Source organism: Propioniciclava tarda (genome assembly GCF_900182665.1).
GTDB lineage: Bacteria > Actinomycetota > Actinomycetes > Propionibacteriales > Propionibacteriaceae > Propioniciclava > Propioniciclava tarda.
Genome location: NZ_FXTL01000008.1, coordinates 55,048 through 68,007, shown reverse-complemented (window position 1 = coordinate 68,007; position 12,960 = coordinate 55,048). Strand labels below are relative to the sequence as shown.

Annotated in this window: 12 protein-coding genes; 9 read left to right on the top strand and 3 right to left on the bottom strand. The window is 69.9% G+C overall.

The window, feature by feature from the left end:
* Positions 1 to 32: 32 nt before the first annotated feature.
* Positions 33 to 809, bottom strand: a complete 777-nt coding sequence (locus tag FN821_RS07855) for a biotin--[acetyl-CoA-carboxylase] ligase (protein ID WP_206662014.1) — start codon at positions 807 to 809, stop codon at positions 33 to 35.
* 82 nt (positions 810 to 891) lie between these two features.
* On the opposite strand from FN821_RS07855, the gene FN821_RS07850 reads away from it, so the two are divergent.
* The 6 genes from FN821_RS07850 (at position 892) to FN821_RS07825 (ending at position 7,060) form a co-directional block, all read left to right on the top strand.
* Positions 892 to 2,466: an acyl-CoA carboxylase subunit beta gene (locus FN821_RS07850; RefSeq protein WP_131171615.1), complete on the top strand. Its 1,575-nt coding sequence runs from the start codon at positions 892 to 894 to the stop codon at positions 2,464 to 2,466.
* Positions 2,463 to 2,699, top strand: a complete 237-nt coding sequence (locus tag FN821_RS07845; protein ID WP_131171614.1) for an acyl-CoA carboxylase subunit epsilon — start codon at positions 2,463 to 2,465, stop codon at positions 2,697 to 2,699. The genes FN821_RS07850 and FN821_RS07845 overlap by 4 nt, the downstream gene beginning before the upstream one ends.
* A 110-nt stretch (positions 2,700 to 2,809) precedes the next feature.
* Positions 2,810 to 3,610, top strand: coding sequence for a DUF937 domain-containing protein (locus FN821_RS07840; protein ID WP_131171613.1), 801 nt, complete (start codon positions 2,810 to 2,812; stop codon positions 3,608 to 3,610).
* Between the two features lie 9 nt (positions 3,611 to 3,619).
* Positions 3,620 to 4,231, top strand: a complete 612-nt coding sequence (locus FN821_RS07835; protein WP_338324572.1) for a nucleoside triphosphate pyrophosphatase — start codon at positions 3,620 to 3,622, stop codon at positions 4,229 to 4,231.
* A 10-nt stretch (positions 4,232 to 4,241) separates the two neighbouring features.
* Positions 4,242 to 5,147, top strand: coding sequence for a decaprenyl-phosphate phosphoribosyltransferase (locus FN821_RS07830; RefSeq protein ID WP_131171612.1), 906 nt, complete (start codon positions 4,242 to 4,244; stop codon positions 5,145 to 5,147).
* A gap of 143 nt (positions 5,148 to 5,290) precedes the next feature.
* Complete coding sequence (locus FN821_RS07825) at positions 5,291 to 7,060, top strand: acetyl/propionyl/methylcrotonyl-CoA carboxylase subunit alpha (protein WP_131171611.1); 1,770 nt, start codon at positions 5,291 to 5,293, stop codon at positions 7,058 to 7,060.
* Between the two features lie 71 nt (positions 7,061 to 7,131).
* Here FN821_RS07825 and FN821_RS07820 read toward each other — a convergent pair whose 3' ends face one another.
* Entirely contained in the window at positions 7,132 to 8,547 is a 1,416-nt protein-coding gene (locus FN821_RS07820) for an NAD(P)H-quinone dehydrogenase (RefSeq protein ID WP_206662013.1), read from the bottom strand.
* Positions 8,548 to 8,657: 110 nt separating this feature from the next.
* Here FN821_RS07820 and FN821_RS07815 point away from each other — a divergent pair, with 110 nt between their 5' ends.
* Genes FN821_RS07815 through FN821_RS07805 form a run of 3 tightly spaced genes read left to right on the top strand, consistent with a single transcriptional unit; the run spans position 8,658 to position 11,679 of the window.
* Positions 8,658 to 9,464, top strand: a complete 807-nt coding sequence (locus FN821_RS07815) for a purine-nucleoside phosphorylase (RefSeq protein WP_131171609.1) — start codon at positions 8,658 to 8,660, stop codon at positions 9,462 to 9,464.
* Positions 9,464 to 11,107 (top strand): phospho-sugar mutase, encoded by a 1,644-nt coding sequence (locus tag FN821_RS07810; RefSeq protein ID WP_131171608.1) that lies wholly within the window; start codon positions 9,464 to 9,466, stop codon positions 11,105 to 11,107. Before FN821_RS07815 ends, FN821_RS07810 begins: the two co-directional genes overlap by 1 nt.
* Complete coding sequence (locus FN821_RS07805; RefSeq protein WP_131171607.1) at positions 11,104 to 11,679, top strand: uridine kinase family protein; 576 nt, start codon at positions 11,104 to 11,106, stop codon at positions 11,677 to 11,679. The genes FN821_RS07810 and FN821_RS07805 overlap by 4 nt, the downstream gene beginning before the upstream one ends.
* A gap of 63 nt (positions 11,680 to 11,742) precedes the next feature.
* Here the strand turns inward: FN821_RS07805 and FN821_RS07800 are convergent, their stop codons facing one another.
* Entirely contained in the window at positions 11,743 to 12,945 is a 1,203-nt protein-coding gene (locus tag FN821_RS07800; RefSeq protein ID WP_131171606.1) for an SPFH domain-containing protein, read from the bottom strand.
* Between the last annotated feature and the right edge of the window lie 15 nt (positions 12,946 to 12,960).

Sequence of the window (12,960 nt, the reverse complement as noted above, 5' to 3'; positions counted from 1 at the left end):
CTTCGACAAGCGACCGATGCTTCAGTGCCTTGTCAGTCCCCGGGACGCAGGTGGACGACGTCGCCCGCCGAGAACGCCTGCCGACCGGACGCCGTCGCCACGATCAGCGAGCCCGAGGCTTCCACCGAGACCGCCTCGCCTTCGACCGCGCCCTCGGCGAGTTGGACGCGCACGCGACGTCCGATCGTCGAGCAGCGCGCCAGGTACGCGTCGGTCAGCGACTCCCCCGCATCCCAGCGGCGGTACCAATGATCGAGGGCCTTCAGGACGCCGCCGGCGACCGCGGTGGCGGACGCGTCCGAGCCCTCGATGCGGACGGAGGTGGCCGTCGGCACGGGCAGTTGTTCCTCCGCCAGCGCGACGTTGATGCCCATCCCCAGGACGGCCGCGCGGTCGGCGTCCGTCATGACGGCCTCTGACAGGATGCCGCAGATCTTCCGCTCACCGATGAGGACGTCGTTGGGCCACTTCAGCCGCGCGTCCAGGCCGGACGCCGCGCGCAGGCCGTCAGCCACGGCCATCCCGACGACCAGCGACAGCCACCCCCAGGCCGCCAGCGGAGCGGTCGGCCGGACCAGCGCCGACATGGCGACGCAGGTGTCGGGCGGCGTCTCCCAGACGCGGGTGAAGCGACCGCGTCCAGCCTGCTGCCAGCCCGTGATCTCGACGAGGCCGTCCGGAGCCCCGGCGCGGGCCCGAGCGGCCACATCGGCGTTGGTGGAACCCGTAGCCGCGACGAGATCTATCGGCGACCACCGGGTGCCGACGAGGTCGTCGAGAAGCGCCTGGCGGTCGAGGAACGGAGTCACCGCGCGATCGTAGAACACCAGGTGTCCAAACACGCGGAACACCCGTGTCCAACCCCCTAGGGATATGGCTATCGTCGCCCCCATGGAGATCGACATCCACACAACACAAGGCAAGATCGCCGATCTCGGAGAGCGGATTCGCGCTGCCGAGAATCCGAGCACGCCGGAAGCGGTTGAGAAGCAGCACGCCAAGGGCAAGATGACCGCAAGGGAGCGCGTCCTCGCCCTGCTCGACGAAGGCACGTTTGCCGAGTTCGACGAGTTCTCGCGCCATCGCAGCACGGCTTTCGGCATGGAGAAGAAGCGTCCGTACACCGACGGCGTCATCACCGGAGTCGGGGCCATCCATGGCCGCCCCGTCTGCGTGTTCTCCCAAGACGTCACCCTGTTCGGCGGCGCCCTCGGCCAGGTCTACGGCGAGAAGATCGTCAAGATCCTCGACTTCGCGATCAAGACCGGCTGCCCGATCATCGGCATGAACGAGGGCGGCGGTGCCCGCATCCAAGAGGGCGTGGTCTCCCTCGGCCTGTACGGCGAGATCTTTTACCGCAACGTGCTCGCGTCCGGCGTGATCCCGCAGATCTCCCTCATCATGGGCGCCGCGGCCGGCGGCCACGTCTACGGCCCGGCCCTGACCGACTTCGTCGTGATGGTCGACCAGACCTCGCAGATGTTCATCACCGGCCCGGACGTCATCAAGACGGTCACCGGCGAGACCGTCACCCTCGAGGAACTCGGCGGCGCCCGCACCCACAACACCAAGTCGGGCAACGCCCACTACCTGGCCGCCGACGAGACGGACGCCATCGAGTACGTCCGCGAGCTGATCACGTACCTGCCGCAGAACAACCTCGAAGACCCGCCGATCTACGACGACTCCGAGGTCGATCTGACGATCACTGATCACGATCGCAAGCTCGACACGCTGATTCCTGACAGCCCCAACCAGCCCTATGACATGCACGAGGTCATCAAGTGCGTGCTCGACGACGACGAGTTCCTCGAGGTGCAGCCGCTGTACGCCCCGAACATCGTGTGCGGCTTCGGCCGCGTCGAGGGCCGGGCGATCGGCATCGTGGCCAACCAGCCGATGGTCTTCGCGGGCTGCCTGGACGCCAAGAGCTCGGAGAAGGCCGCGCGCTTCGTCCGCACGTGCGACGCGTTCAACATCCCGGTGCTGACGTTCGTGGACGTCCCCGGCTTCCTGCCCGGCACCGACCAGGAGTACGACGGCATCATCCGCCGCGGCGCGAAGCTCATCTACGCGTACGCCGAGGCGACCGTGCCGAAGCTGACCGTCATCACCCGCAAGGCTTACGGCGGCGCGTACGACGTCATGGGCTCCAAGCACCTGGGCGCCGACGTCAACCTGGCTTGGCCGACCGCGCAGATCGCCGTCATGGGCGCCGAGGGCGCGGTCAACATCCTGTACCGCAAGGAACTGGCCGAGGCGTCCGATCCGGTGGCCCGTCGTAAGGAGCTGATCGACGAATACAACGACGAGCTCGCCAATCCGTACGTGGCGGCCGAGCGTGGCTACATCGACCAGGTCATCTACCCGCACGCCACGCGTGAGACCGTGATCCGGACGCTGCGCCTGCTGCGCACCAAGCGCCAGCAGTTGCCGCCGAAGAAGCACGGGAACATTCCGCTATGACCGCCGCCGCTGCCGAGGTCGTCGCCCCCGCCTTCCAGGTCGTGGGCGGCGACCCGACGGACGCCGAACTGGCGGCGCTCGCCGTGGTCATCTCGTCGCTACGACGGGAGCGGGGCCAGCTGGCCGCGCCGGAGAACCCCCGCATCAGCGGGGGCTGGAAGTCCTACTGGCACATCGTTCGGGGGCCGCTGTTCCCGGGCTCGAACTCCTGGCGGGCGACCCTGCGTCGGTGACGCGGAACGACTAACCAATTCACCAGCGCACTGGCGCCGGACCCCTGGGGCCGGCGCCAGTGCGCTGGTACTCTCAAACACCGAGCCCGCCCGATACCAAAGGAACTCCGATGGGTGCAATCTCCGACATTCTGGCCAATCTTGACGTCGACCAGATCGCTGCTGCCCTGGGTCAGAACCCAGCCGACGTTGAGTCCGCCGCCCAGAAGGCCGTTGGCTCGTTGCTGGGCGGCCTCGAGAACAACTTGGGCAGCGACCAGGGTGCGATCAGCCTCGCCAACGCGCTGGGCAACCACCTTGATGACGACAATGCCGCTCCGCAGACCGGCGCGATCGACCTGAGCCAGCTTGACCTCACCGACGGCGCGAAGATCGTCAACCACATCCTTCCCGCCACCGAGCAGCGCCAGCTCTTCGGCGGCGTCCAGGGCGCGCTCATCAAGAAGCTGATGCCGCTGCTGGCACCGATCGTCATGTCGTACCTCGCCAAGCGTCTCGCCTCCTCCGGCGGCCTCGGCAGCATCCTGGGCAGCGTCCTGGGCTCGCAGTCCCAGGCCTCGTCCGGCGGCATGGGCGACATCCTCGGCCAGATCCTCGGCGGTGGCACGTCCGCGAAGCAGGCCCAGCAGCAGCACGGCGGGCTCGGCGACATCCTGGGTCAGATCCTGGGTGGCGGCGCGGCGGCTCCGGCGCAGCAGCAGTCGTCCGGCGGCGGCTTCGGCGACATCCTGGGCCAGATCCTGGGCGGCGGCCAGGAGGCCCCGCAGACCCAGACCCAGTACCAGCAGCCCCAGTACCAGCAGCCCGGCAACCTGACGATCGACGATCCGGGCGCGGACGCCGCTGCGGCTTCGGCGAACTCGGGCATGCCGTCCGTGGGCGGCATCCTGAAGAGCATCCTGTTCGGCTGATCCGCAGCCTTGATCGACCGCTTGGTCCTTGCCTCGGCCTCGCCGGCGCGTCTGCAGACTCTGCAGAGCGCCGGCGTTGCCGTGTCTGTCGTGGTGTCCGGGGTGGACGAGTCAGGCGTCGACGCCCCCGACACGGCCACCCTCGTCGCCGAGCTCGCCCGTCTGAAAGCCGAAGCGGTCCTCCCCCTCGTGCAGGATGGTGACGTTGCCCTCCTCGGCTGCGACAGCCTGCTCGATCTCGACGGGACGCCGCAGGGCAAGCCAGCCTCGCGCCAGGAGGCGTCCGAAGCCTGGCGTCGGATGCGCGGGCGTTCGGGAACCCTCCTGACCGGCCACCACCTCATCGTCCGACGCGGATCCCTCACCGAGCGGGTGACGAGGACGGCGTCCACGACCGTCTTCTTCGCCGACCTGGACGACGACGAGATCGACGCCTACGTGGGGACGGGCGAGCCTGACCACGTGGCCGGCGCCTTCACGATCGACGGGCTGGGCGGCCCGTTCGTGACGCGGGTCGAGGGCGATCCGCACACCGTGGTCGGCCTCAGCCTGCCCCTCCTGCGCGCGATGCTCCGCTTGGTCGGCGTCCGCTGGTACGACCTGTGGGAGGCCCGGGTCTAGGCTGTCGCCGATGAGCGACCAGACCGGACTCGAGCCGCGGCGATCGGCGCTGCCAGCCCCGCTGCGCGCGATGCGTCCCAAGCAGTGGGTGAAGAACGTGCTCGTGTTGGCGGCTCCGGCCGCGGCGGGCGTCGTGCTGCAGCCCCGGGTCCTGGCGCACTCGCTGGCGGCCTTCGTCGCCTTCTGTGCGGTGAGCGCATCGATCTACCTGATCAACGACGTGCGCGACGTCGAGTCGGACCGCCAGCATCCGAAGAAGCGGTTCCGCCCGATCGCCGCGGGCGAACTCAAGCCGAGCACGGCGCTCGCGATGGCCGCCGTTTTGGTCGTCCTCGCCGCCGTCGGCGGCTATCTCATCGCGCCGCTGTTGGCCCTGGTCATCGTCGTCTACTGGCTCCTCCAGGTGGGCTACTCCGTCTTCGCCAAGAACCAGCCGATCATCGATCTCGCGATGGTCGCCGCTGGCTTCCTGTTGCGCGCCGTGGCCGGCGGCGTCGCGTCCAGCATCCCGCTGTCGCAGTGGTTCCTGCTCGTGGCGTCCTTTGGATCGCTGTTCATGGTGGCAGGCAAGCGCTACTCCGAGATGATCGAAGTCGGGCCGGACGCCGGCACGCGCGCGTCCCTGGCGAGCTACACCCCGACGTACCTGCGCTTCGTCTGGACCTTGTCGGCGGCGCTCGTCGTCATGTCGTACGCGCTGTGGGCCTTCGATCTGCGCAGCGCCCCGGTGCAGTGGCTCGGTGTGCCCTGGGACCAGGTCAGCATCGCCCCCTTCACCCTCGCCATGCTCCGGTACGCCTACGCGATCGACCGCGGCGCTGCGGGCGAGCCCGAGGACGCGGTGCTCGGCGACCGAACGCTCCAAGTCCTCGGACTGGCTTGGGCGATCACGCTGGGGCTGACCTTCGTCCACTGAGAGCTGGGCCTGCACGCGTCCGCACGCGCGACTTTCGAAATAGGCGTCCACAGGGGAAGAACGGACGTACCGCGGTCTCTTGCGTCGCTCTAGACTCCGGCGTAGCCAGGCGAGCCTGGCGTGGCGAGCTTCGAGGAGGAACAGTGCCCATCACCAAAGTCTTGGTGGCCAACCGCGGCGAAATCGCAGTCCGCGTGATCCGTGCGGCGAAGGACGCCGGTCTCGCGAGCGTCGCGATCTACGCGGATCCGGACGCCGACGCCCTATTCGTCAAGTTGGCGGACGAGGCCTACGCCCTCAACGGCCAGAGCCCGGCCGAGACCTACCTGGACATCGCGAAGATCCTGTCCGTGGCTGAGCGGTCCGGCGCGAACGCCGTGCACCCCGGCTACGGCTTCCTCGCGGAGAACGCGATCTTCGCCCAGGCCGTCATCGACGCTGGCCTGATCTGGATCGGCCCCCCGCCGGCCGCCATCGACGCCCTCGGCGACAAGGTGAAGGCCCGTCACATTGCGCTCAAGGTGGGCGCTCCCCTGGTCCCGGGCACGCCCGATCCGGTAGCAAACGCCGACGACGTCGTCGCGTTCGCGAAGGAGCACGGCGTCCCGATCGCCATCAAGGCAGCCTTCGGCGGCGGCGGACGCGGCCTCAAGGTCGCCCGCACGATCGAGTCGATCCCGGAGCTGTTCGAGTCGGCGACCCGGGAGGCCGTCACGGCCTTCGGACGCGGCGAGTGCTTCGTCGAGCGCTACCTCGACAAGCCGCGGCACGTCGAGACCCAGTGCCTCGCCGACTCCCACGGCAACGTCGTCGTCGTGTCGACGCGCGACTGCTCGCTGCAGCGCCGCCATCAGAAGCTGGTCGAGGAGGCCCCGGCCCCGTTCCTGACGGCCGATCAGCTCAACAAGCTGTACGCCTCGTCCAAGGCGATCCTCAAGGAGGCCGGCTACGTCGGCGCCGGCACCTGCGAGTTCCTGGTCGCGCAGGACGGCCTGATCTCGTTCCTGGAGGTCAACACCCGCCTGCAGGTCGAGCACCCGGTCTCGGAAGAGGTCACCGGCATCGACCTGGTCCGCGAGATGTTCCGCATCGCCGACGGCGAGGAGCTGGGCTTCGGTGATCCCGAGATCCGCGGGCACAGCATCGAGTTCCGCATCAACGCCGAGGACGCCGGACGCAACTTCATGCCGGCTCCCGGAACCCTCGTCAAGTGGACGCCCCCCACGGGCCCCGGCGTCCGCGTCGACTCGGGCTACCTCGAGGGCATGAGCGTCCCAGGCAACTTCGACTCGCTGGTCGCCAAGATCATCGTCACGGGTGCCGACCGCGCCCAGGCGATCGCCCGGTCGAAGCGTGCGCTGGCCGAGACGATTCTGGACGGCATGCCCACGGTCATCCCGTTCCACCAGGTCGTGCTGGACGATCCGGCCTATGCCGCCACCAACGGGCAGTTCGGCGTCTTCACCAACTGGATCGAGACCGAGTTCAACAACACCATCGAGCCCTACACGGGCACGCTGGGCAACGCCGAGGCCGAGGAGAAGGCCACCTACGTGGTCGAGGTCAACGGCAAGCGCATCGAGGTCAAGGTCCCCGCGACGCTCGGGGCTCCGGCCGCCGGCAAGTCGTCCGGCACGGCGCCGAAGCCGACCAAGCGCAGCCGCAGCGGCGCGACGGCCAAGGCCCCCTCGACGAACTCGCTGCAGTCCCCGATGCAGGGCACCATCGTCAAGGTCGCTGTCGCCGAGGGCGACACGGTGGCCGAGGGCGACCTCATCGTGGTGCTGGAGGCCATGAAGATGGAGCAGCCGCTCAACGCGCACCGCGCGGGCGTCATCAAGAGCCTGACGGCCGTCGCCGGCGCCACCTGCGCCAGCGGCGAGCAGCTCTGCGAGATCGTCGACGCCGAGTAGGCAGCAGTCGACGAGGGGCGCCCGGTCAGCCGGGCGCCCCTCGTCCGTTCAAGTCAGAGTTGACGCGGCGGTCAGTAGTCCACGTGCTCGCTGATCGCCGCGCCGGGATGCAGCCGCCGCGCAGCCTCGGCGATCGAGCCCGACAGCGACGGGTAAACGGTGAACGCCTGCGCTAGCTGGTCGACGGTCAGCTTCGCCGAGACGGCCAGCGCGATCGGGTGGATGAGTTCGGAGGCCGACGGCGCCACCACCACGCCGCCCACGACGATGCCGGTGGTCGGGAGGCAGAAGAGCTTGATGAAGCCGTCGCTCAGCCCCTGCATCTTGGCGCGGGCGTTCGAGCGCAGCGGCATCATGATGCCGCGCGCGTTGAAGCCGGCGTCGATCTCGGCCTGGCTGACCCCCACGGAGGCCACCGACGGCGACGTGAACACGTTGGCCGACACGCTGCGCAGGTCGAGCGGCGCGACGGCGTCACCCAGCGAATGCCACATGGCAATGCGACCCTGCATGGCCGCCACAGACGCGAGCGCGAACACGCCGGTGCAGTCGCCAGCGGCGTAGATGCCGCGCGCGGACGTGCGCGAAACCTTGTCGACCACGATGTGTCCGGACGCCGACGTCGCGACCTTGCCCTCGGCCAGGCCGAGATCCTCGGTGTTCGGGATGCCGCCCACGGCCATCAGCACGTGCGAGCCCTCGACCGTGCGGCCGTCCGAGAGGGTGACGACGACGCCGTCGCCCTCACGGCGCGCCGCGACGGCGCGTGATCGGGACAGAATCGTCATGCCCGTGCTCTCGAAGACGCCCTGGATGACCCGCGCGGCCTCCTCGTCCTCGCTGGGCAGCACCTGTGCACGGGACGAGATCAGCACGACCTCGACGCCGAGGGCGTGGTAGGCGGACGCGAACTCGGCGCCGGTGACGCCCGAGCCGACCACGATGAGCCTGGTGGGCAACTCTTTAAGGCCGTACATCTGCGTCCAGTTCAGGATGCGCTCGCCGTCCGGCATGGCCTCGGGCAGCTCGCGCGGCCGAACGCCCGTGGCGATCAACGTGATGTCGGCGGGGAGCACCTCGCGGCGTCCGTCCTCGGCAACGGCCAGCACGCGATCGGGACCGTGCAGCCGCCCCGTGCCCGAGATGATCCTGATGCCGGACGCCTCCAGCCGCGACCGGATGTCGTCGCTCTGGGCGATCGCCAGCTTGGTCACGCGGTCGTTCACCGCCGCGAGGTCGGCCGTGACCCCGTCCTTGATCCGCCCATGCCCGGACGCCGGACGCAGGCCCAGCCGCTCGGCGCCGCGCACCCGGCTCATGACGTCCGCGGCCGCGATCAGCGACTTGCTGGGGACGACGTCGCTCAGGACCGCGGCCCCGCCGATCCCTTGCCGCTCGACCAGGGTGACCGTTCCGCCCAGCTGGGCACCCACCAACGCCGCCTCGTAGCCGCCCGGTCCCCCGCCGATGATGACAACGTCCGTCACTTGGCTCCCCGCCCGCTCGTCCGGACGCCCCGCGCGCCCACCGGGGCCCATTCTTCCAGCCCCGGAGCCCAGACTCCCACTGGGGCGTCCACGCCCGATAGCCTGTCCTGATGGACGCAGAAGTTGACCCCTACGCCGCCGCCCAGGACGCTGCACAGGCCCTGCTGCAACGACTCTCGATCGACCGGATCGACGTCGGCCTCGTGCTCGGCTCCGGGTGGTCGGCCGCCATCGACGGCGTCGCCGAGACCATCGCCGAAGCCCCGCTCGGCGAGCTGCCCGGCTTCAACAAGCCCGTCGTCGCCGGCCACGGCGGGGTCGCCCGCGCGCTTCGGACGCCGAGCGGTCGCGTCGCGCTGGTGCTCACCGGACGCACCCACTTCTACGAGGGACGCGGCGTCGCGGCCGTCGCCCACGGCGTCCGGACGATCGCCGCGGCGGGGGCGTCCAGGATCGTGCTGACGAACGGCTGTGGCGGGCTCAACCCGGCATGGGCGCCGGGCACCCCGGTGCTCATCAGCGACCACATCAACCTGACGACCACCAGCCCCATCGTGGGCGCCACCTTCGTCGACCTCACCGACGCCTACTCCCCTGAACTGCGGACGCTCGCCCGCACGATCGACCCGTCGCTGGACGAGGGTGTCTACGTCCAGTTCCCCGGACCGCACTACGAGACCCCCGCCGAGGTGCGCATGGCGCGCACGCTGGGCGGAGACCTGGTGGGCATGTCGACGACGCTGGAGACGATCGCCGCCCGCGAGGCCGGGCTCGAGGTGCTCGGCATTTCGCTGGTCACCAACCCCGCCGCGGGCTACTCCGAGACGCCGCTGAACCACGCCGAGGTGATCCAGGCGGGCAAGGACGCCGTCCCGCGCCTGCGCACGCTGCTCTCCGGCCTGCTGGGCGTGCTGTGATGAGCGCCCTGTACACCGAGGCGCTGGCGTGGGCGAACGCCGATCCGGACGCCGCGACGGCCGAGCAGCTTCGCCGGCTCGTGGCCGCCGCCGAGTTGGGCGACGCGTCCGCGCAGGCCGAGCTGGAGGACGCCTTCTCGGGCACGCTCGAGTTCGGGACGGCCGGTCTGCGGGCTGCCCTGGGCCCTGGTCCGAATCGGATGAACCGCGTGGTCGTTTCGCGCGCCGCTGCGGGGCTGGCGCGCTGGCTGATCGCGCACGGCCACGTGCGTTCCGAGGTCGTCATCGGCTACGACGCGCGGTACAACAGCGACGTCTTCGCGCGTGACACGGCCGAGATCCTGGCCGGCTACGGCCTGCGTCCGCTGCTGTCGGCGACCCGGGTGCCGACGCCGCTGGTGCCGTTCGAGGTCGGACGCCGCGGCGCGGCCGCGGGCGTTGTGGTGACGGCGTCCCATAACCCCCCGGCCGACAACGGGTACAAGGTCTACGTCGGGGCGTCCCAGATCGTTCCGCCGACCGACGGCGAGATCGCCGCCGAGATCGCCGCGGTGTCGTCGATGCCGGTGGCCCACCTGCCCCGCTCGTCGGAGTACGAGGTGTTGGGCGACGAGCTCATCGAGCGTTACGTCGAGCGGGCGGCGTCCCTGGTGGCGCCCGAGGCGCCGCGCGACCTGGCCTGGGCGTACACGGCCATGCACGGCGTGGGCCGGGCGATCGTCGACCGCGTCGTGAAGGCTGCGGGCTTCCCGGCCGCTGCGGTGGTCGCCGAGCAGGCCGAGCCGGACCCGGACTTCCCCACCGTGGCATTCCCCAATCCCGAGGAGCCGGGCGCCATCGACCTCTGCCTCGCGACCGCCCGCCGGATCAACGCCGACGTCGCCATCGCCAACGACCCGGACGCCGACCGCTGCGCCGTCGCCGCGGTCATCGGGGGCCAGTGGCAGATGCTCACCGGCGACGAGTTGGGCATGCTGCTGGCCGACGACGCGCTGCGCTCGGGTCGTGACGGCGTCTACGCCTGCTCGATCGTGTCGTCAACGGCCATGAGCGTGATGGCCGCCGCCCACGGGCAACGGTTCGAGCCGACCCTGACCGGGTTCAAGTGGATCGGCCGCGTGCCCGGGCTCGCGTTCGGCTACGAGGAGGCGATCGGCTACTGCACCGATCCCGCGTCCGTGCCGGACAAGGACGGCATCACCGCCCTGGTCCGGGTGCTGACCCTGGTGGCCGGGCTGAAGGCCGAGGGCAAGACGATCGCCGACCGGCTCGACGAGATCGTCCGCACGTACGGGCTGCATCACACGTCGCAGCTCTCGTTCCGGGTCTCGGACCTGTCGATCATCTCGGACGCCATGGCCCGCTTCCGCGCCCGCCCGCCGACAGAGCTGGCCGGCGAGGCCGTCGAGGCGTCCGACCTGCTGGACGGCTACCAGGGGCTGCCGCCGACCGACGGCATCCTGGTCAAGGGTCCGTCCGTGCGGGTCGTGGTCAGGCCGTCGGGCACCGAGCCGAAGCTGAAGTGCTACTGCCAGGTGCGGCTGTCGCCTGGGCTCAGCGAGAATCCGGACGCCGCCCGCATCGCCGCGGCAGGGATGATGGGCGACGTGCGCGCCGACGTGCAGGCCGCGCTGGGCCTGTGACCCGGATCGTCCTGCTGGCCGGCCCGTCCGGCAGTGGCAAGTCGCGCCTCGCGCACGCGGCCGATGCGCTCGTCGTGCGTCTGGACGACTTCTATCGGGACGCCGACGCCCCCGACCTGCCGCGGACGCCGCACGGCTTCATCGACTGGGACGACGTCCGAACCTGGGACGCCGACGGTGCGGTCGCCGCGCTGGCGCACCTCGTCAGCGAGGGTTTCTGCGAGCTGCCGGTCTACTCGATCGCCGAGTCGAAGCGACTCGGCTGGCACCGGCTCGATCTCGGCGAGCACCACGTGATCGTCGCGGAGGGCATCTTCGCGATCCAGTTGATGGCGATCGCGCGCGACCACGGCCTGGCCGTCGAAGGCCTCTACTTGCACCGGCCCGGCGCCCTGGTCGCGGCGCTGCGGTTCCGTCGAGATCTGGCCCAGAAACGCAAGGCAGTTCCGGTGCTGATCAGGCGCGGCCTGGACCTGTGGCGTGCTCAGCCGTCGCTGGAGCGCAGTGCCGTGGCCGCAGGCTTCGAGCTGGTGACGATGCGCAAAGGCCTGCGCGCGCTGACCGCCTCGTGAAGTTCCACGTGTGACTTTCTCGGGGTAGACGCCAACAACGTCACACGTGAAAGCCGACTGGGCTCAGGCTTGCTTCGTCTCGTCCGGAGCAGCGACGTCGGGGGCCGCGGCGTCGTCCGTCTCGGGGAGGAACTGGGCGACCGGGTCGACCTCGCGCTCCGCGGCCGCCGTCAGCTGCGGGGCCTCCCCCACCGCCAAGCGGGCGGCGCGTCCGGACTCGAGCTGCTGGGCCTCGGCGATCGCCTGCTGGACGCTGCGCTGGGACTCCTCCTCGGCGACCTTCTTGGCGTCCGCGATCTCGGCGAAGACGTCCACCCGCTCCGGCGACTTGTACTTGGACTTGTCAGCCGGGGCCAGGGCGCGGGTCACGTCGCCGACGGTCGAGCCGAGGCCCTTGAGGGCGTCGTTCAGCTCCGACGGGATGACCCACACCTTGTTGGCGTCGCCCTGGGCCAGCTTCGGCAGCATCTGCAGGTACTGGTACGACAGCAGCGCCTGGTCGGGCTCGGACGCGTGGATCGCGCCGAACACCGTCGTGATGGCCTGCGCCTCGCCCTCGGCCCGCAGCATGGCGGCCTGCCGATCGGCCTGCGCCCGCAGGACCGCGGACTCCCGCTCGCCCTGCGCCCGCAGGATCGACGACTCGCGGTCACCGGACGCCGACAGGATCTGCGACTGCCGCTGGCCCTCGGCCAACAGGATCTGGGCGCGCTTCTCCCGCTCGGCGCGGGCGCCCTTCTCCATCGCATCGCGGATCGTCGCCGGCGGCTCGATCGAACGCAGCTCGACGCGGTTGACCTTGATGCCCCACTTGCCGGTGGCCTCGTCCAGCACCGAGCGCAGCTTGTGGTTGATGTCCTCGCGCGAGGTCAGCGTCTGCTCGAGATCCATGCCGCCGATGATGTTGCGCAACGTGGTCATCGTGAGCTGCTCGATGGCCTGGATGTAGTTCTGGGCCTCGTACGCCGCCCGGACCGGATCGACGATCTGGAAGTAGATGACCGAGTCGATGCCGACCATCAGGTTGTCCTCGGTGATGACGCCCTGCGGCGGGAAGGGCACGACCGCCTCGCGCATGTCCATCGTGTAGGCGACCCTGTCGACGATCGGCGTGATCAGGTGCATGCCCGGCTCGATCGTCTTGTGGAACTTGCCCAGCCGCTGGACGATGCCGACCTGCTGCTGCTGAATGACGCGGACGCTCATCACGATGGCCACCACCACCACGATCGCGATCAGGATGAAGGGGATCAGGAAGAGGGGCATTGCGACTCCTTCGAC